Origin of the sequence: Pseudoalteromonas sp. SG44-17, assembly GCF_014164235.1 — a bacterium.
Classification (GTDB): domain Bacteria; phylum Pseudomonadota; class Gammaproteobacteria; order Enterobacterales; family Alteromonadaceae; genus Pseudoalteromonas; species Pseudoalteromonas rhizosphaerae.
This window is the reverse complement of the sequence record NZ_JACJEV010000026.1, coordinates 1-18249: the sequence shown is the minus strand read 5'-3', so window position 1 is coordinate 18249 and position 18249 is coordinate 1. Positions and strand designations below refer to the sequence as shown.

18 protein-coding genes are annotated in these 18249 nt (G+C 41.4%); 7 read left to right on the top strand and 11 right to left on the bottom strand.

Annotated features, from left to right (window positions below):
- Positions 1 to 172 precede the first annotated feature (172 nt).
- The 3 genes from rnk to H5182_RS16335 all read left to right on the top strand — a co-directional run bounded on the left by rnk (position 173) and on the right by H5182_RS16335 (position 1637).
- Complete coding sequence (gene rnk / locus H5182_RS16345; RefSeq protein ID WP_182718918.1) at positions 173 to 586, top strand: nucleoside diphosphate kinase regulator; 414 nt, start codon at positions 173 to 175, stop codon at positions 584 to 586.
- Between the two features lie 236 nt (positions 587 to 822).
- Positions 823 to 1221, top strand: coding sequence for a VOC family protein (locus H5182_RS16340; protein WP_149980488.1), 399 nt, complete (start codon positions 823 to 825; stop codon positions 1219 to 1221).
- A gap of 131 nt (positions 1222 to 1352) precedes the next feature.
- Positions 1353 to 1637 carry a hypothetical protein gene (locus H5182_RS16335; protein ID WP_149980487.1) on the top strand — a complete coding sequence of 95 codons (285 nt, stop codon included), beginning with the start codon at positions 1353 to 1355 and terminating at the stop codon, positions 1635 to 1637.
- A 45-nt stretch (positions 1638 to 1682) separates the two neighbouring features.
- On the opposite strand, the gene H5182_RS16330 is transcribed toward H5182_RS16335, so the two are convergent.
- The 10 genes from H5182_RS16330 to H5182_RS16285 all read right to left on the bottom strand — a co-directional run bounded on the left by H5182_RS16330 (position 1683) and on the right by H5182_RS16285 (position 13336).
- Positions 1683 to 3650: a methyl-accepting chemotaxis protein gene (locus H5182_RS16330; RefSeq protein WP_182735546.1), complete on the bottom strand. Its 1968-nt coding sequence runs from the start codon at positions 3648 to 3650 to the stop codon at positions 1683 to 1685.
- Positions 3651 to 3762: 112 nt separating this feature from the next.
- A complete protein-coding gene (locus H5182_RS16325) occupies positions 3763 to 5253 on the bottom strand; it encodes an NAD(P)H-hydrate dehydratase (protein ID WP_182760332.1) in 1491 nt (496 codons plus the stop codon).
- A gap of 220 nt (positions 5254 to 5473) precedes the next feature.
- Positions 5474 to 6286 (bottom strand): adenosylmethionine decarboxylase, encoded by an 813-nt coding sequence (gene speD / locus H5182_RS16320; RefSeq protein WP_145238045.1) that lies wholly within the window; start codon positions 6284 to 6286, stop codon positions 5474 to 5476.
- 88 nt (positions 6287 to 6374) lie between these two features.
- The gene (locus H5182_RS16315) at positions 6375 to 6788 is read right to left on the bottom strand and encodes an OsmC family protein (protein WP_145238042.1); all 414 of its coding nucleotides are present in this window, start codon (positions 6786 to 6788) and stop codon (positions 6375 to 6377) included.
- 81 nt (positions 6789 to 6869) lie between these two features.
- Positions 6870 to 7217: a DUF3802 family protein gene (locus tag H5182_RS16310; protein WP_149980484.1), complete on the bottom strand. Its 348-nt coding sequence runs from the start codon at positions 7215 to 7217 to the stop codon at positions 6870 to 6872.
- 140 nt (positions 7218 to 7357) lie between these two features.
- Complete coding sequence (gene astD / locus H5182_RS16305) at positions 7358 to 8827, bottom strand: succinylglutamate-semialdehyde dehydrogenase (protein ID WP_182740846.1); 1470 nt, start codon at positions 8825 to 8827, stop codon at positions 7358 to 7360.
- 15 nt (positions 8828 to 8842) lie between these two features.
- Positions 8843 to 9859 (bottom strand): arginine N-succinyltransferase, encoded by a 1017-nt coding sequence (gene astA, locus H5182_RS16300; RefSeq protein ID WP_182760331.1) that lies wholly within the window; start codon positions 9857 to 9859, stop codon positions 8843 to 8845.
- An 88-nt stretch (positions 9860 to 9947) separates the two neighbouring features.
- The gene (locus tag H5182_RS16295) at positions 9948 to 11153 is read right to left on the bottom strand and encodes an aspartate aminotransferase family protein (RefSeq protein ID WP_149980483.1); all 1206 of its coding nucleotides are present in this window, start codon (positions 11151 to 11153) and stop codon (positions 9948 to 9950) included.
- A gap of 383 nt (positions 11154 to 11536) precedes the next feature.
- Positions 11537 to 12697, bottom strand: a complete 1161-nt coding sequence (locus H5182_RS16290; RefSeq protein WP_145238027.1) for an HDOD domain-containing protein — start codon at positions 12695 to 12697, stop codon at positions 11537 to 11539.
- A gap of 57 nt (positions 12698 to 12754) precedes the next feature.
- On the bottom strand, positions 12755 to 13336 hold the full coding sequence (locus H5182_RS16285; protein WP_145238024.1) for an aminodeoxychorismate/anthranilate synthase component II: 582 nt from the start codon (positions 13334 to 13336) through the stop codon (positions 12755 to 12757).
- A 268-nt stretch (positions 13337 to 13604) separates the two neighbouring features.
- On the opposite strand from H5182_RS16285, the gene H5182_RS16280 reads away from it, so the two are divergent.
- From H5182_RS16280 to glpD, 3 genes are all read left to right on the top strand, one after another.
- Positions 13605 to 13850 carry a YdcH family protein gene (locus tag H5182_RS16280; protein ID WP_145238021.1) on the top strand — a complete coding sequence of 82 codons (246 nt, stop codon included), beginning with the start codon at positions 13605 to 13607 and terminating at the stop codon, positions 13848 to 13850.
- Between the two features lie 175 nt (positions 13851 to 14025).
- Complete coding sequence (glpK, locus tag H5182_RS16275; RefSeq protein ID WP_182760330.1) at positions 14026 to 15528, top strand: glycerol kinase GlpK; 1503 nt, start codon at positions 14026 to 14028, stop codon at positions 15526 to 15528.
- A gap of 47 nt (positions 15529 to 15575) precedes the next feature.
- Positions 15576 to 17069 (top strand): glycerol-3-phosphate dehydrogenase, encoded by a 1494-nt coding sequence (gene glpD / locus H5182_RS16270; RefSeq protein WP_182760329.1) that lies wholly within the window; start codon positions 15576 to 15578, stop codon positions 17067 to 17069.
- A 7-nt stretch (positions 17070 to 17076) separates the two neighbouring features.
- Here glpD and H5182_RS16265 read toward each other — a convergent pair whose 3' ends face one another.
- Positions 17077 to 17475 (bottom strand): thioesterase family protein, encoded by a 399-nt coding sequence (locus H5182_RS16265; protein WP_182718911.1) that lies wholly within the window; start codon positions 17473 to 17475, stop codon positions 17077 to 17079.
- A gap of 31 nt (positions 17476 to 17506) precedes the next feature.
- On the opposite strand from H5182_RS16265, the gene H5182_RS16260 reads away from it, so the two are divergent.
- Complete coding sequence (locus tag H5182_RS16260; RefSeq protein ID WP_145238009.1) at positions 17507 to 18211, top strand: 2OG-Fe(II) oxygenase; 705 nt, start codon at positions 17507 to 17509, stop codon at positions 18209 to 18211.
- Positions 18212 to 18249 lie beyond the last annotated feature (38 nt).

The following is an 18249-nucleotide window of genomic DNA, read 5'->3' as shown; positions in this document are numbered from 1 at the left end:
ATCTCCTAACCATCTAGCTAAAATAAAAACCCAGCTTCGGCTGGGTTTTTAGCTTTAAGAGCAACGATAAAGTAGCAAATAAAATGACTCCAGCGTATTGCAGTGTCTAAACTGCGTAGCAAACCATACTCAGAGTTAATTTTATTTATAAGACATAATTAAGGATAGTAAGATGAATAAAAAGCCTGAACTAATCATCTCGTCACTCGATGCTGATAGATTGTATGATTTAATGGAATCATTACCAGCAGGAAGCTTTGCTGGCGAAAAAGAACTTGAAGCTGAACTTGGCCGCGCAACAATCGTTGAGCCAAAAGATGTGCCTTCGACAGTGGTTACTATGAACTCAACGGTAAACTTTATTGTTGAATCAACTAAAGAAGAATTCACTAAGACCTTAGTGTATCCGAAAAATGCTGATGCAAGTGCTGATAAAATATCAATTTTAGCCCCTGTTGGCAGCGCCCTACTTGGTCTATCGCAAGGTGATGAAATTGAATGGCCAAAACCAAGTGGCGGTCTCATAAAAGTAAAAATAAAAGCAATCACTTATCAGCCAGAACGAGCCGGTGAGTTACATCGATAATATTTATGTTATTAAAAACCCAGTGAAAGCTGGGTTTTGTTTTTAAAGATAATAAGTTTAAAACCTAGCGCCAGCCACACGTAAGTCCAGATTTATCGGGAAAAGCTTTCTGGCTGAAGTCAGACCTACTGATAAATCTAGCACCGCACTTAACGTACCAGCCTTTTGTCCTCGGGTTATATTTTCTTATATGCTAAAAAGCATCTTTAAGCACTGCATTATTTCAAGGTAGGACAATGACAAACATAAAACAGCATATAGGTAGCATGGCATTAGTTGTAGGGAATTATGATGATGCGATTGCATTTTACACTCAAAAACTGGGGTTTGATTTAATCGAAGATACTGATCAGGGTAATGGCAAACGCTGGGTATTAGTATCACCACCTAACTCTAATGGCACTAATTTATTACTCGCACAAGCAAGTACTCAACAGCAGTTAGAGGCTGTGGGCAACCAAACTGGGGGCCGAGTGTTTTTATTTTTACATACCAATGACTTTTGGCGAGATTATGAATTAATGCAAAAAAATGGCGTTAACTTTAATGAACAGCCCCGCGTAGAAGAATACGGCACCGTTGTGGTATTTGAAGATTTGTATGGTAATAAATGGGACTTACTACAATTAAATTAAAAGCAGTCTGTGAGAGGTCACTAATCGCGATAAATCACAACCTACTGGCGCTTAATATGGAACCTCTGGTTAACTTGATATTGTTCAATTAACCCTCATTAACTAACTATTAGTAACCATATTAAAAACAAATGGATTTATTAAACAAAGTTAGCATTGAAACATTATTAGTTCACCTTGGTGTAGTGACGTTATTGTTACTGGTGATATTGTGGTCAATGGTAAAAATAGTTGTGTGGGGTAAAACCATGTCACGAGGGGCTTTTTTATTTTTGTCGTTCTTTCCGCTTATTTCGTTATTCCCTATTCCACCCCCGCAATTTGAGAATGTACAAAAAGCCAAACAAGAGCAGCGTAAACGCAAAGAAGACTCCGGCGATCCACCAGAAGAGGACGAAGGTGAAGCATCGCGCTGACATTCTCAGCTCACGATGCTTGAAAAACACTATCAATGAATCACATTATTGCTGACTAATTTGATATAAACGCTGTGCTTGGCTATTTGAATCTTTGCTGACGCTACGAAATTCTTCAGCATCACTGGCATTTTGCACAGAGATCTCACGAATTCGCTCTGCCAAGTTTTTCACATTTTCGGTTACCTGTGATTGCTCTTCAGTCGCTACGGCAATGCTTGATGAACGCTCTTTAATATCATTAAACGCGGTAACAATACTTTCATACTGTGCACGTGTTGTTGCTGAGCGCTCGTTCACTACTTCAGAGTATTCACGGCATTCTCCAATAACGTTAACCCCTCGACTAGCGGCTTCTTGCAATTGGCTGATCATGGTTTCAATCTCGCCAGCCGATTGCTGAGTACGATGTGCCAAAGTTCTAACTTCATCAGCCACTACCGCGAAACCACGCCCTGATTCACCTGCTCGAGCAGCTTCAATGGCGGCATTAAGCGCAAGTAGATTAGTTTGTTCTGAAATATTCATGATCACATCAAGCACCGAGCCCACTTGTTTTGAGTCTTGTGCAATCCGTGAAATGGCATCTGATGATTCCGTTAATTTATCAAATAATAACTGGATTGATTCGGCATTCTTCTCAATAACATCAAAACCAGAATTCACTAAATCAGCTGATTGCGTAGTAATATCTGCAACGCTCAAAACATCTTGTGAGGCTGATGAGGCTGCTATCGACATTTCATGAATTGCCTCAGCCAACATGTTGTTTTCTTCCATTAACTCTTGCGTACGAATTTGGCTGTTATTACTTAAGTTATCCATCGCTTCAGCGTTGTTTTTAACCGCAGCGGCTTCTGCTTGGATCTGTTCTAAAATCTTAATCAGATGATCGCCATAATCATTAATCGCTTCGCATAAGTGGCTCATTTCATCACTTCCACGCACGGCCAGTTTTGAATTCGTGCGACCTTGCACCAACATTCTAACTTGCTCTGTGGTGGTGTTAATTTGCTGCACCAGGCGATTACCAAAAATCAGTAATACTGATACAAAAGCGAGAATAAGGGCGATAAATGAACTGTATAAATAATAAGTGAGGGTGTTAACGGTTTTCTTGGCAATTGCGGCAGGAATAATAACCCCAGAGCGCCAATTTTGCTCTGCCAATGAGTAAGTTACTAAAATAGATTCGTCATTATTAACCACACCACTGGCAAATTCAGCAACAGTTGTATTGCTGTTTTGCAAGGCGCTGACCAACGGCTTTAAGCTACTGTCTTTACTGGCAACCTGAGTAAGGCTCATCATTGCTAAGTTAGTATTGCGTATCGATGGAATCGATACTAATTGCTCGGCGCTATCTAAAATAAAGTTATAGGTGCCCGTAGCATTGTTCTCTGCGATCAATGAGCTTTCGATAGATGCCAGTTCAACGTCTAAGGTGGCAACCCCCCAAAATTGGTTATCACGGATTATTTTCACGGAACAGGTAACCATCGGTACATTCGATACCGTGTCTACATAAGCTTCGGACCAAACGCACTCACCCCGATTAGCGTTAATGGCATTTTTATACCAGGTTTCTTGTTGATACGCGCTGCTGTCGGGCTGATTATAATCATCTAAAAGTTTATATTGGCCATTACCTGTTTTCGCCCAGAAAAGAGATGCCTTTGCTGCTGAAGGCAGCATTTTATTCGGCTCAGGCCAAATACCACCACCCGCAATACCTTTGCCACTTGCAATCAAAGGAGCAATATTTTCAATAAAGGCCGCTTGCTGTAATGGCAAAGTCTCGGCTACCACGGCTAAGCTTTGCGTTAAGGTGGCACTTTTAGCTAAATCTTTTGCTAACGATTCGCCGATCACCTTTGCTTGTAATTTTGCGCTGGATATAGCGTCATTTTTAATGATTGGCGTAACAACTAGCTGCATTATTCCTGACAGAATAATTAAAGCAAACAACAGCAGCAGAAAACTCCCTAGGTACATTTTTTTTTGTATCAACATCTTCTTTTTACCTCAGTAGTAAATAATAGCCGCGCAAAATAGAGTATAGGGACTGTGCTGTATTTAGCAAAACGAGTTCCTAAAAATAGTGACCAAAAAGTATATTTAACCGCTATTTACCATTAATGAGCTGCCTGACAATCGCAAATAAATCACTTGGCAACATACCGCGCTCCCCTTCGCGTTCTGCCAAAATATCGGCTGCTTTAGCGTGCAATGTCACACCGTAACATGCGGCTTGATCAACAGCGAAACCTTGAGCAAGTAACGCACCTATGATGCCGGTAAGCACATCACCACTGCCACCAACGGCAAGCGCTGGATTACCATTTTCGCACAACCAAGTTTGCTGCCCGTTGGCGATCAGGCTACCCGCGCCTTTCAGCACACTGGTACTGGTATAACGTTTAGCTAAATCCGTAGCAGATTGAAAGCGATTTGCTTCAATCTCAGCAATTGAAACTTTCATTAGCCGTGAGGCTTCACCAGCATGCGGGGTTATTATGCAATTTTTAAGGCGATACTCTAAAGCATGCTTAGCCAACAAATTTAAGCCATCAGCATCAATAACTAATGGTAAATTATTTGCTAAGCAATATTGTATAACCTGCTCAAATGTCGTTTGCGCCCAACTATCCTGACCAAGACCTGGGCCAATAATGACACAATTTGCCCATTCAAGGGCTGCGGATAAACTGTCGCAACTGACCATTAATTCAGGGCGACCACTACTGACTACTTGTACACTGCTTTGATGAGTATAAACACGCACCATTGCAGCGCCTGTACGAAGCGCTGCTTCACTTGATAAACGAATGGCCCCGCTAGTACCTTGATTCCCACCGACGCATAACAACTTGCCGTGGTTCCCTTTATGGCTATTGCGACTTCGTGCAGCAAGTGGCTTAAAACTAGTAATATTGATAAGTGTTGCGCTAGCATCCACTAACTTGGTAAATGATTCTGCGATCCCTAAATCATTAAAAATGATTTTTCCTGCAGCACTTCGCCCGGCACCGGTTACTAAGCCTTGTTTAATCCCCACAAAAGTAACGGTAATAGTAGCGTGGATAGCGATGCCAAGTGGCTGCCCGGTGTCGGCGTCTATGCCTGAAGGTAAATCAATTGCCACTATTGCGCTAGGTTGCGCGTTGGCATCTTCAATCATCGTTAAAAATGGCGGACGAACTTGACTATTAATTCCGGTACCTAACAAACCATCAATAATAATATCGGCATTATTGAGGCGACCTTGCGTGTAACTTTCAACTTCGCCCCCCAATGCTTGCCAACGTTGCTGAGCTGTAAGCGCATCCCCGGTGAGATGTCTACTGGTATCGGCTGCAAGTACAATGACTTCTTTACCGGCTTGCTTGGCAAGGCTTGCCACGATATAGCCATCGCCCGCATTATTACCATAACCGACCAGAATAAAGTAGCGCTGAGCATTCGGAAAATGCTCGATACATTGCGAGAATACCGCATGCCCTGCGCGCTCCATCAAAGTGAACATGCTAACGCCTGCCAAGGTCGCTGCTTTTGCTTCGTGCTCCCTCACCTGCTTTGCCAAAAATAGTTGCTGTGCTAGGCCTTGATTCTGCATATTGATCCATAATAGAAGACGGGCTGTTTACTTAGACTATTAGCCACAGCTGCTAGCGTCAAGGAATGTCGTCACCAACATTTTCAGGCTAATTTAGGAGGTATACTTAGGAAGGATGGTCTTTTCGTTTGCTTTTGTTGCTGCATTTAGCAACTTTAATAAAAAACGGCGCGCAATTTACATTGCGCGCCGTTTTTTAAAACTTACTAATTAAGTGAGTTTATTCTGCTTCCGGCAGGTTACGGCCGTAAAAGATTTCTTGCATTTCACGTGTTAATTTTGAACGAATTGCTTCTTCTTCGTCTTCAGATAAATCACTCGTAGTAACACCAAATAAATAAGTATTTAGGTCTGTTTCTTTTAGCATCATCTTAGTGTGGAACAAATTTTCTTGATACACATTCACGTCCATCATTTGGTACGCTTCTTTGGTATCTTCGGTCATGTAGTTTTGAATTGAGTTGATCGCGTGATCGATATAGTGCTTAACACCATCTACGTCACGGGTAAAACCACGCACTCGGTAGTCAATTGTTACAACATCTGACTCTAAGCTATGAATTAGGAAGTTTAACGCTTTTAATGGCGAAATAATGCCACAGGTTGATACTTCGATATCGGCACGGAAAGTACAAATACCATCATCAGGGTGAGCTTCAGGATAGGTATGAACGCAGATGTGGCTTTTATCTAAATGAGCAACAACTGTTTCAGGTAATGGTCCTGGTGCTTCATCAACTTCATAAGTTTGCTGCTGCTCAATTGGCTCTTCTGAGATCAGAATTGTTACACTAGCACCTTGAGGATCGTAATCTTGACGCGAAACATTTAAAATATTCGCACCGATAATGTCTACTACTTCACCTAAAATATCGGTTAGTCGATCAGCACTGTACTGTTCGTCGATATATTCAATATATTCTTTACGTTGTTGCTCAGTCTTTGCATAGCAAATATCGTAAATACTAAAGCTTAAACTTTTGGTTAAGTTATTAAAGCCATGAAGTTTAATTTTATCGAAGGGTTTGTTCATGATAAACCAACCTATAAACAAGTGAAATCTGCCAGAGCAGAATGAAAAGTTCGCGGATTTTATACGAATTTCACCTCAGGAAAAAGCGTTATTTTCCCTGTTCTTGTATAACTTCGTGTGTGTGGGTAATTTCTACTGTTTTATCAAGCATTAATGCTACTGAACAATACTTCTCTGCAGATAGTTGAACGGCACGCGCAAGGTGCTTTTCTGAAACGTTATCGCCAGTCACAACAAAGTGTAAGTTAATCTTAGTGAATACTCGCGGAGCGGACTCTGCGCGTTCAGCACTCAATTGCACTTGCACATCTGAAAACTGTTGTTTAGCTTTTTTTAGAATACTGACTACATCAACCGATGAACAGCAGCCAACTGACATTAATACCATTTCCATTGGGCTTGGTGCGGCGCTATCGCTACCAGCATCAAACACAACATTGTGACCAGAATTAGAACGCCCTAAAAAAGTATCGCCTTCAACCCATTTCACATTCGCTTGCATTTTATTACTCTCAAAGAAGTTATTTCCTTGATTGTAAGGAAGTCACACGCAGTTGCAAATTAAAAACGATAATTGGAATGATCAGGCACTTTCGACAACTGCGCTATCAAAGAGGTTTTTTACCAATGCGGCAAATTCATCGATAAATGCATGTTGCTCTATTGTCACTTGATTACTGGTGACGCTGCTGAGGACTTCTTGTAAGTCGTATACAATGCCATCTACTTCACGCACGATTTGACTACGTTGTTCAGTAGAAAGCTCTGTGTGTTGCTGGCATAACAACATAACATTTTCAGCAATATCATCTTCTATTAGCTCCATAATAGTAGGAGCGCCTGGTTTTATTTCGCCGGACTTCTCAAATAATGCTAAATTTTGAGTAAGATACATGATGAGGTCATCATATCCTTGCCTATCTAAAACCATAATTATCCACACCTAATTAAAACGACTGTATTGATTTAAGCAGAAAGCGCTTTTAATTGCTACCTTTGAGCATTAACCAATACAAAAAAAGCAGCCTTGGCTGCTTTTTTAGTTATTTATTACTATTTGACCAAAATCGATTAATCGATTTTTAAGCCTGGGCTTAATGTTGCTGGCATTGCTACTTTTTCAAGTTCAACAGAGGCAACTGGGTATGCGCAATAATCAGCTGCATAGTAAGCACTTGCACGATGATTACCTGATGCACCAATACCACCAAAAGGAGCTGCACTTGAGGCACCGGTGATTGGGCGGTTCCAGTTAACAATACCAGCACGGATACGACGTAAAAAATGGTCGTAATCTGCCGCATTATCACTGAGTAAACCCGCAGACAAACCAAAGCTGGTATCGTTGGCTTTATCAATCGCACTATCAAAATCTGTAAAGCGGAATACTTTTAATAGTGGACCAAAGTGCTCTTCATCTGGGAAGTTAGCAACATCTGTGCACTCAATAATACCAGGCGTTACAAAACCTGTATTTTCAGTATGCTTAAGCTCAACCAATACTTCAGCACCAAGCTCAACGAGTTGTTGCTGTGCTTTTACCATACCAGAAGCCGCAGCTGATGAGATCATCGAGCCCATAAACGGTTGCTCTACATCATCGTAATTGCCCACTTTGATGGCTTTAGTCGCGGTAATTAAACCGGCTAAAATTGCATCGCCTTGCTCACCTGCTGGTAAAAACAGCTTGCGTGCACAGGTACAACGTTGGCCACTTGAGATAAATGCTGATTGAATAATATCGTGAATAACGGCTTTGGTATCAGCAACATCAGTAATAATCAGTGGATTGTTACCACCCATTTCTAATGCTAAGATTTTACCTGGTTGACCGGCAAACTGCTCATGCAGAATATGACCTGTGCGTGATGAACCGGTAAAGAATAAGCCATCAATACCTTTGTGAGCAGCAAGAGCCTTACCTGTGGCTACTTCGCCTTGTACTAGGTTAATAACCCCTGCTGGTAAACCTGCTTTTTCCCATAACTTAAGCGTTAGCTCAGCAACAGCTGGAGTTAGCTCCGATGGTTTAAACACCACGGTATTGCCCGCCAAAAGTGCAGGCACAATATGGCCATTAGGTAAATGACCAGGGAAGTTATAAGGGCCAAATACCGCCACTACACCATGTGGTTTGTGGCGGATCATTGCACGACCTTGCGGCATTGGGTTTTCTACGTCGCCAGTGCGCTCTAAAAATGCTTTTTCAGAGATAGCTATTTTACCGACCATAGCACCCGCTTCAGTGCGAGTTTCCCATAACGGCTTACCCGTTTCTTGGGCTATTACAACAGCAAGCTCTTCGCTGTGCTCTTTTAGGGTTTCGGCAAAAGTTTTTACAATCGCTAAACGTTCTGCAAATGATTTATCAGCCCAGCTATAAAATGCTGCACGCGCAGAGTTAACAGCGGTGTCTACTTGCTCACTGGTGGCTGAGTTTGCTTGCCAAATAATTTCGTTATTGGCTGGGTTTACTGAATTAAATGCATCGCCTAGGCCTTGCGACCATTGACCATTAATAAATTGTGCAGGATGAGTCATGTACTTTCTCCTAAATTATATACGTGTTGCGGTAACTATATCGCCAGCTTGTAAGTGCAGTGCATCGGCCATTGCCTGTGGCAAAGTCAACTCAGAGCTTGTTTCATCAAGGTTTAGTTGTGCAACGGTTGCTCTAAAATCATTGAGTTTGTCATTCGCTAGCATGATAGCCGTCTCGCCGCTGTTTTCACCGATTTTTACGGTAAAGTTTTTGGCATTACGAATAGTTGCAATATTATCTACTTTTGCTTCTACCGTTGGGCCAGCATCAAAAATGTCAACGTAGCCATTAAAGGTGAAGCCTTCTTTTTTCAGTAGTTCAATCGCAGGGCGCGTATTATTGTGCACCTTGCCGATCACGGCTTGCGCCTCTTTACTTAATAAGTTGACGTAAATTGGGTACTTTGGCATTAGTTCAGCAATAAACACTTTTTGGCCAATACCGGTTAAGTAATCAGCTGTTGGAAAATCCATCGAGAAAAAGTGTTCTTCTAACCATTGCCAAAATGGACTACTGCCCTGTTCGTTAGAAACACCGCGCATTTCTGCAATTACGGTTTCAGCAAAGCGTTCTTGGTGCTGCTTGATAAACATAAAACGTGCTTTTGAAAGCAGCTTACCGTTATTATTTTTACGGTAACCATCTTTTAAAAACAGCGTACAAAGCTCAGTTGCTCCAGTGTAATCATTACACAAGGTTAAAATATCAACCGCTTTATAAACATTCAATGTACGAGATGAATGAATAGCTTTACTTAAATGATAGTGATAAAACGCATCATCTAAACCAACCGCAGCTTCAATTGCTGAGGTACCGACTACTTCACCTGTTTCGCTATCTTCAAGAACAAACAAGTAACCTTCATCACCCGGATGAGATGCACTTTTTGCGAATGAGCTTATTGAATGAGCTATCTTCTTTTGTAATAACTCTTCGTTATTAGGTAAAGAGGTAAAACCATGTCCTGATTCGTGGGCAATTTTCAATAAAGCTGGGTAATCACATTGCTGGATTGGGCGAAGGATCATCATGAGTCCGCTTGCTCCCTTATAAATAACGGTAAATTAAGAATATTAGGGCAAGCTTGCTACTTGCCCTTATTATGATTAGAGGTGTTGATTAACCGTTCACAACGTTGGCTACGGCTTTTTCAAAGCGCGCCATCCCTTCACGGATATCCGCTTCAGGGATCACTAAAGATGGAGTAAAACGCACCACATCGGCACCCGCGACTAACGACATCACACCCTCAGCGGTTCCTGCTACTAAAAACTCTTTAGCACGACCTTTAAACTGCTCATTAACCACAGCACCAATTAATAAACCTTGGCCACGAATTTCCGAGAAAACGTTGTACTTATCGTTAATTGCAGTTAGTAATTCATTAAACAATGCTGACTTTGCTTTTACACCAGCTAATACTTCTGGTGTATTCACAGTATCAAAGGCTGCTTCACCAACAGCACATGCCAACGGATTGCCGCCATAAGTAGAACCATGAGTACCGACTTTAAGGTGCTTAGCAATCTCTGTCGTGGTGATCATTGCACCAATTGGAAAACCGCCGCCAAGTGCTTTTGCAGTAGTTAAAATATCAGGTACTACATTTAACCCTTGGTATGCATAAAGATCGCCAGTACGACCGACACCAGTTTGTACTTCATCAAAAATAAGCAATGCGTTATGTTTAGTACATAACTGGCGTACACCTTGAGCAAACTCGTCAGTAGCAGAGATAATGCCGCCTTCACCTTGTAATGGCTCCATCATTACCGCACATGTGTTATCAGAGATTAATGCTTCAAATGCGGCTAAATCGTTATAGTCACAATGTACGATATCTCCCGGCTTAGGACCAAAACCATCAGAGTAAGCAGCTTGACCGCCCACGGTTACAGTAAAGAATGTACGGCCATGGAAACCTTTATTGAAAGCGATGATTTGCGATTTTTGCTCACCAAAATTTTCAAGCGCAACACGACGCGCTAATTTTAGTGCGCCTTCATTTGCTTCTGCGCCTGAGTTGGCGAAATATACTTTTTCAGCAAATGTAGCATCTACCAATTTTTTAGCTAAACGAAGTGCTGGCTCATTAGTCATTACATTTGATAGGTGCCAGATTTTTTCGCCTTGCTCTTTTAATGCTTTAACCAATGCTGGATGACAATGACCTAGACAGTTAACAGCGATACCACCGGCAAAATCGATATATTCACGACCTTGCTGATCCCATACACGTGAGCCTTCGCCACGAACAGGAATAACGCTTGAAGGTGCGTAGTTAGGAACCATTACTTGATCAAATAATTCGCGATTGACTGTCATTTTATATCCTCTTAATTGTGATCCTACAGAAAGTTTAAAAAATAGGCTTGATGATAGACTGTTGTACCATCTCCTTTGGCGTAAATCAGCATAGCTCACATCGCCAAAAAATACTCTCTGGTTCAATTTTCAGATAATCATTATTTCAGAGTTTTTCGTTATTGTCTCTTATAAAACTTTCATGTAGCCCTTGTTATTAAAGGCTTTGAGATATAATTTCAGAGATAGTGAATAACTATCTGAATAACGAATTATGGGGTTGTTTATTCTATATCGCTGCCCCACCACCCACCAGGCAGAGCTTTGCAAGATAAAATATGGGTAAGAGTAGATATTAATGATGAATGAATAGTCGTAAAAAAATTAACAAAAAATTTATGAAACTAATCAATTTTAATATGAAAGTGCTGCAAATTGGTTTTTTCAAGCTGTTCTAGTTCCTGTTTTGATAACCCAACGTAATCAAACCAGAGTGATTTTTCATCACTTTCCACCAGCTGATGTTCGCTCAAAGTAACACATTGACTATAACAACGTGCCTTTTGCATTAACATCGCTAATGGCAATAGTGAATCCCCTTTGGACACACCATTAATCAACTGCGATAACACAGCATTAAAAGGTAAATACCGAAACGCCATTTTATCAATCACCGTCGCCGTGACTTTTAGCGCATGCTGATTAAGTAAAGTACTTAAAAATAACGGATCAGGTTTTAACTCTAACAATGCGGTGTGAAGATCTTTATGTTGGTCTTCTCGGGCAAGGGTTACTTTGCGCTGCCACACTCGTTCGAATGTACGTAAATAGAGTCGAATCAAAGCTATCTTGCCAACATCGAGTAACATACCCAAAGTAAATGCATGTACTTCATTAATACCATTGAGCTTAGCCAACTCTTGCGCCGCAATCGCGCAAGCCATTGAGTTATCGCGTAGGCGACGCTTTAATAATGGAAATGGTTCGGTGCTGTGTGGCATCCAATGACGTACCGCAAAGGTTGGCACTACAAACTGTAAGTTGTCTAAACCAATATAACGCAGAGCTAAAGAGGGATTATCAACTTTTACCGAAGTATGTTTATTGCGCTGCGCGCGATAATAAGGCAAATTCACAAAAGCAACTAACTCACGTCCTAACCAAGTTAAATCTTTAACTAATGGCTCAAGGCGCCCTACCGATGCTGATTTTACCGCAAGTATGTCTAAAATCGCGGGGACATTATCTTCAATACCAATGGTTTCATGTAGTACCGTATCAATATCGGCTAACTGCTTGTTCATGGCGGTATCAATAACTTGATGTAACTGCTGGCTGGCTTGAGCGCGGTACTTATGATGCGAAGTACTGGAGAGTTTACGTATTTTTTGCGCAGCAACTTCAACCTCAAGTAAGGTGCGCTGCTTCATCGCCTCACCATAATTTATATCTAGAGTATGAATATAGCCAATTTGACGTTGCGCAAAGCTATGTCCAAGCAACAAATCATGGGCTCGTTGCTCTAATGCCTTAGCTGTCCTTTGTTGGCGTATTTCATCTGTCATTAATAGTTATCTTTTATAAATAAATTAAGGGAAGCTACTACGTTTGTTAGCATAAGCCTAGAACCGAGTTAAAAAGTTAGCAAGTAATTCAAGTCCTCGCTGCGTTAAAATTGCCTCTGGGTGAAATTGTACCCCCTCTAACGCTAAGCTATTATGAACTAAGCCCATTATTTCATCTAACTGGCCACTTTCAGTTTCGGTCCAAGCGGTGATCTGCAACTCATCAGGAATGCTATCTTGTTCAACAACCAACGAATGATAACGGCAAACTGTTAATGGATTTGGTAAGCCGGCAAATACACCTTGATTAGCATGATAAATTGGCGAGGTTTTACCATGCATCACTTGCTTTGCCCTAACAATGTTCGCACCTAGTGCTTGTGCTATTGTTTGATGACCTAAACAAATACCTAAAATTGGAAATTGACCTTTTAATTGCTCAACAAGCTCCAAAGATATACCCGCTTCATTTGGTGAACATGGGCCGGGAGATATCACGATATGCTTAGGGTTTAACTGGGCAATTTGACTAACCGAGATCTCATCATTGCGCTTTACTAGCACCTCTTGATCTAAACGTTGAAAATACTGTACCAAATTGTAGGTAAACGAGTCGTAGTTATCGATCATTAAAAGCATGTAATAAAGCACTCAAAATAGAAATTGTTTGCAGGCAACTGCCTGCGTTCATATTCTAACTTAAGCCCGCACGAGTGTCAGTGTTTTGTATTCAGGCAAAGGGAAATTACTTTAATAACGATAATACTGAGCTTGATGTTGATTTATTTTAAATCAGCCCAAGCTCTATTGTATTGGCAAAACGCCTCAGAGCATTTAATTTGACTAAAACCCATGCGTGTTTATCTATCGAGATTAATATGTAACACGCTTTAATAAGGAGCGACCTATGTTAGGCGAAGATCATTCATTAACTAAAGATTTCCCTGAATACCAAAGCACTATCACTAAGCTCAACACTGATAATGAAGAGTTCGCGGCAAGGGCAAAGCAATACAATGCAATTGATAAAGAAATCCGTGTCCTGGAGTTACAAGATGCCCCTATTGATGATGAAGCAATGCATCAATTAAAACACGATAGAATGGCATTAAAAGATTGGCTCCATCAGCAATTAGCTGATGCTGCCAACTAATAATTATATTATATATATCTGGCGCTTATTTAAAACTAAGCGCCAGCACTGAGCCTTAACTCCCTTTCACTCATCCTATTTGCCTAAAATTACATCCATTATGGTGCAAAAGCATTGCTATTCGTTTAGCTTAGAGACAAGCTATCTTTATCTAAGTTAAATAACATTATATTTTATGTGCAAATACATACTCTCGATTGACCAAGGAACGACGAGCTCTCGCGCCATCTTATACACCAAAGATGCCGAGGTTTTTGGCACAGCCCAACAAACCTTCCCGCAGCACTTTGTGCAAAATGGTTGGGTTGAACACGATCCTGTAGATATTTGGCAAACCGTATTCGCGAGCGTTAAAAACGTATTGGCGCAGCAACGGGTAACGGCTGCCGACATTATTGCCATAGGCATTGCTAATCAACGAGAAACCACCTTAGTGTGGAGTAAAAAAACCGGGCAACCTATTTACAACGCGATTGTGTGGCAAGACCGACGCACTAGCCAGTACTGTGATAGTTTGCGCGATGCTGGGCACAGTAAAATCGTCAATGATAAAACCGGCTTATTACTCGATCCGTACTTTTCTGCCACCAAAATTCGTTGGATCTTAGATAACGTCACTGGCGCTAAAGAGCAAGCACAAGCAGGTCAGCTGGCGTTTGGTACGGTAGACACCTACTTACTATGGCAATTAACCGATGGTAAAGTACACAAAACCGATGCAACCAATGCCTCTCGCACATTACTGTTTAACATTCACCAGCAATGCTGGGATGAAGACTTACTCGCCTTATTTGATATTCCAGCCTCGATGCTACCTGAAGTAATGGACTCAGCGGCTGACTTTGGTGTTACTAGCAGCGAGTTATTTGGTGGTGAAATTCCAATTAGCGGCATAGCGGGTGATCAGCAAGCCGCTTTAATTGGCCAAGCTTGTTTTGAAGAAGGTATGGCAAAAAGCACCTACGGAACAGGCTGTTTTTTAATGCTTAACACCGGCGATAAAGCACTAAAGTCAAACAATCGCTTATTAACCACCATCGCATATAGACTTAACGGCAAACCTACGTATGCCATTGAAGGCAGTATTTTTATGGCAGGTGCCACCATGCAGTGGATTGTAGAGGGCTTGAAATTATTAGAAAGCGCGGGAGAAAGTGAAGCCCTCGTCAAAGGTGTTCCCTTAGATCATGGGGTATTTTTAGTGCCCTCTTTTACAGGTTTAGGCGCTCCCTATTGGGATGCCAATGCCCGAGGTGCTATTTTAGGGCTTACTCGAGATTCAGGTATTAGTACGATTGTCGCTGCAGCTTTGCAATCAGTGGGTTATCAAACTAAAGATTTACAAAAAGCGATGGAAGGGGATGGCTTGCGCCCCAGCATCTTGCGCGTTGACGGCGGTATGGCTAATAATAATTGGGCTATGGAGTTTTTAGCTAATATTTTAGGTGCGAGTGTTGAGCGCCCCACCTTAACCGAAACCACCTCGCTTGGCGTCGCCTATTTAGCAGGCATGCAAAGTGGTGTTTATGAATCAACAGCGCAACTAGCAACTATGTGGCGATGTGACCGCCGCTTTGAGCCAACTATGAGTAGCTTTGAGCGTAACGATTTATATGCAAAATGGCTACATTGTATTGCGCAAGTGACGCTTGCTAATAATCCGCAGAATGACGGCTAATCGCGTTAATATAATCTGGCATTAACAACTAACTTTAAGGTTCACCCGTGCAGTTACTCGATAACGAATATGATTTACTTGTCATTGGCGGTGGCATTAATGGTGCTGGTATTGCAGCAGATGCAAGTGGTAGAGGCTTGAAAGTATTATTGTGTGAGCAAGACGATTTAGCCTCAGCCACCTCATCAAACAGCAGTAAGCTTATTCATGGCGGGCTGCGCTATTTAGAGCACTATCAATTTAGGTTAGTAAAAGAAGCATTGCTAGAGCGTGAAGTGTTATTAAAAAAAGCACCGCATATTATTTGGCCGCTCTCGTTTAGGCTTCCTCATCAGTCACATTTGCGGCCGCCATGGATGATCCGCCTAGGATTATTTATTTACGACCATCTAGAAAAACGAGACACGCTACCCGCTTCCAAGTCGATTATTTTCACAAAAGACAGTGTGCTAAATGCATCAATTACACAAGGGTTTGAATATGCTGATGGCTGGGTAGATGACGCGCGTTTAGTGATCTTAAACGCCCTTGCCGCCGAACAACACGGAGCAACCATAGCAACACGTACTCGTTGTATAAAGGCACAGCGCAATATTGAACATTGGGATGTAACTCTAGCGCAACAAACGACCCAGCAGCAACTACAAATCAAAGCCAAATGCATTGTTAATGCCGCAGGCCCTTGGGTTGCTTCATTGTTTGATAATGTATTTATTCAGCCATCACCACAGCATATTCGCTTAGTCAAAGGCAGCCATATCGTGGTGCCACGTATTCATGACGAGCCATGTGCCTATATTCTCCAAAATGAAGATCAACGTATTGTTTTTGTCATTCCCTTTGAAGATGACTATTCTCTCATTGGCACTACTGATGAAGAATATACCGGCAATATTAAAGATGTAAAAATTAGCAAACAAGAAATTAGTTACTTAATCAATATTACTAATCATTACTTTAAAACTCCGATTGAAGCGACTGATATAGTACATACATTCAGTGGCGTACGGCCATTACTCGATGACCACTCAGCAGATGCTCAAGCTGTAACCCGCGATTATAAGCTGATATTAAATAATGATGATAATCAGGCTGCTTTGTTAAGTGTGTTTGGCGGAAAAATAACTACTTATCGAAAACTGGCAGAAAATGCTGTGGACAAACTCGCGCTATTTTATCCTCATATGACTGAAGCGTGGACAAAAAGCGCGCCGTTACCAGGCGGAGATTTTAGTGAAAAAGCGACGTTAATAACGCAACTACAAGTAAAATATAATTGGTTGCCTGAGTTATTATTAAATAGGCTGGTACGCTCCTATGGCACGCTAACTAATGCACTGCTAGGTAATTGCAGTGCATTGGCTGACTTAGGTTGTCATTTTGGCCATGGTCTATACGCTCAAGAAGTCGATTACCTAATTAACAACGAGTGGGCAAAAACCAGCGATGACATATTGTGGCGTAGAACAAAGCTCGGGCTACGCTTTAGTAAAGCGCAAGTCACCGCTTTAGATAACTACTTGCGCACCTTAAATTACTAACTACACATTAAGAAGCTGCAATAAAATGCTCATTTAAGGCTGCTTTTTCAATACTAGATAAAGCTTGCTTAGCTTTAGCGGCAAAGTCGTAACGTACCAGCACTGTTTTACCGATTGCGCAGCATTTATCTTGCTGCCATGCCTCTTGGCGAAGCACAAATGAGCTGCTGCCAATATGCTCTACCGATGTTTTAATACTTACTTCATGCGAGTAAAACAACTCACCTACAAACGACACCTCAATTTTAGCAATAATAAGCTTCCAATCGTGAGGATTTAAATCGGGGGTAAAAAATTTAAAAATAGGTGCACGTGCGGCTTCAAACCAAACAGGGAGTACGGTATTGTTGATGTGTCCGAGTGCATCCGTTTCGCTAAAGCGCGGCATCACTTTTTCAGTAAACATAATAATCCAATAATAATTAAACAGGTAACTCATGACGGACTTTATCCGCGTGTATGACAACGCGCTCAGTAATGACTTTTGCGATAACTTTATCACCACCTTTTCGCAAAGCCCGCATATAAAACAAGGGATGACATCAGGCGGCATAGATCTTAATAAAAAAGATAGCCACGACTTACACTTAAACAATCATCCTGAATACGCTGAGCAATTAAAACATATTCAACAAACTACTGCACAATATGTTTTTAACTACATTGAAGAACATATTTTTATAATGATTGGGGCGTTTGGTTTAAAAGTGTACCACCCCCAAACAGGACAACCTGTTGATTTAACGCAAGCTAATTTTGACGAGGTAGGTAAACCGCAATTACCTTTATTGGTACAGCAAATTTTTCGACTCGGTAATATCCAAGCGCAAAAATACGAAGTTAACAAAGGCGGCTACCCGTATTGGCATAGTGAAGTGTACCCACAGTTACACCATAACGAAGCACTGCATCGAGTATTGTTATTTATGTTTTATTTAAACGATGTTGAAGAAGGCGGTGAAACCGAGTTTTATTATCAAAATCGTAAGATAGCTCCGAAAAAAGGCACTATGGTGATTGCCCCAGGCTACTTTACTCATACTCATCGCGGTAATAAGCCAGTATCGAATGATAAATATATTTTAACGTCGTGGGTGCTATTTAACCGCGCAGAGCAAATATACGGGCAGCCACAGGCCTAAGCGGTAAGCGGTAAGCGGTAAGCGGTAAGCGGTAAGCG

Excerpts from the sequence above, each read along its gene's own strand:
- rnk (WP_182718918.1), top strand. The coding sequence starts at position 173 with ATGAATAAAAAGCCTGAACTAATCATCTCGTCACTCGATGCTGATAGA.
- H5182_RS16340 (WP_149980488.1), top strand. The coding sequence starts at position 823 with ATGACAAACATAAAACAGCATATAGGTAGCATGGCATTAGTTGTAGGG.
- H5182_RS16335 (WP_149980487.1), top strand. The coding sequence starts at position 1,353 with ATGGATTTATTAAACAAAGTTAGCATTGAAACATTATTAGTTCACCTT.
- H5182_RS16330 (WP_182735546.1), bottom strand. The coding sequence starts at position 3,650 with ATGTTGATACAAAAAAAAATGTACCTAGGGAGTTTTCTGCTGCTGTTG.
- H5182_RS16325 (WP_182760332.1), bottom strand. The coding sequence starts at position 5,253 with ATGCAGAATCAAGGCCTAGCACAGCAACTATTTTTGGCAAAGCAGGTG.
- speD (WP_145238045.1), bottom strand. The coding sequence starts at position 6,286 with ATGAACAAACCCTTCGATAAAATTAAACTTCATGGCTTTAATAACTTA.
- H5182_RS16315 (WP_145238042.1), bottom strand. The coding sequence starts at position 6,788 with ATGCAAGCGAATGTGAAATGGGTTGAAGGCGATACTTTTTTAGGGCGT.
- H5182_RS16310 (WP_149980484.1), bottom strand. The coding sequence starts at position 7,217 with ATGGTTTTAGATAGGCAAGGATATGATGACCTCATCATGTATCTTACT.
- astD (WP_182740846.1), bottom strand. The coding sequence starts at position 8,827 with ATGACTCATCCTGCACAATTTATTAATGGTCAATGGTCGCAAGGCCTA.
- astA (WP_182760331.1), bottom strand. The coding sequence starts at position 9,859 with ATGATGATCCTTCGCCCAATCCAGCAATGTGATTACCCAGCTTTATTG.
- H5182_RS16295 (WP_149980483.1), bottom strand. The coding sequence starts at position 11,153 with ATGACAGTCAATCGCGAATTATTTGATCAAGTAATGGTTCCTAACTAC.
- H5182_RS16290 (WP_145238027.1), bottom strand. The coding sequence starts at position 12,697 with ATGACAGATGAAATACGCCAACAAAGGACAGCTAAGGCATTAGAGCAA.
- H5182_RS16285 (WP_145238024.1), bottom strand. The coding sequence starts at position 13,336 with ATGCTTTTAATGATCGATAACTACGACTCGTTTACCTACAATTTGGTA.
- H5182_RS16280 (WP_145238021.1), top strand. The coding sequence starts at position 13,605 with ATGTTAGGCGAAGATCATTCATTAACTAAAGATTTCCCTGAATACCAA.
- glpK (WP_182760330.1), top strand. The coding sequence starts at position 14,026 with ATGTGCAAATACATACTCTCGATTGACCAAGGAACGACGAGCTCTCGC.
- H5182_RS16265 (WP_182718911.1), bottom strand. The coding sequence starts at position 17,475 with ATGTTTACTGAAAAAGTGATGCCGCGCTTTAGCGAAACGGATGCACTC.
- H5182_RS16260 (WP_145238009.1), top strand. The coding sequence starts at position 17,507 with ATGACGGACTTTATCCGCGTGTATGACAACGCGCTCAGTAATGACTTT.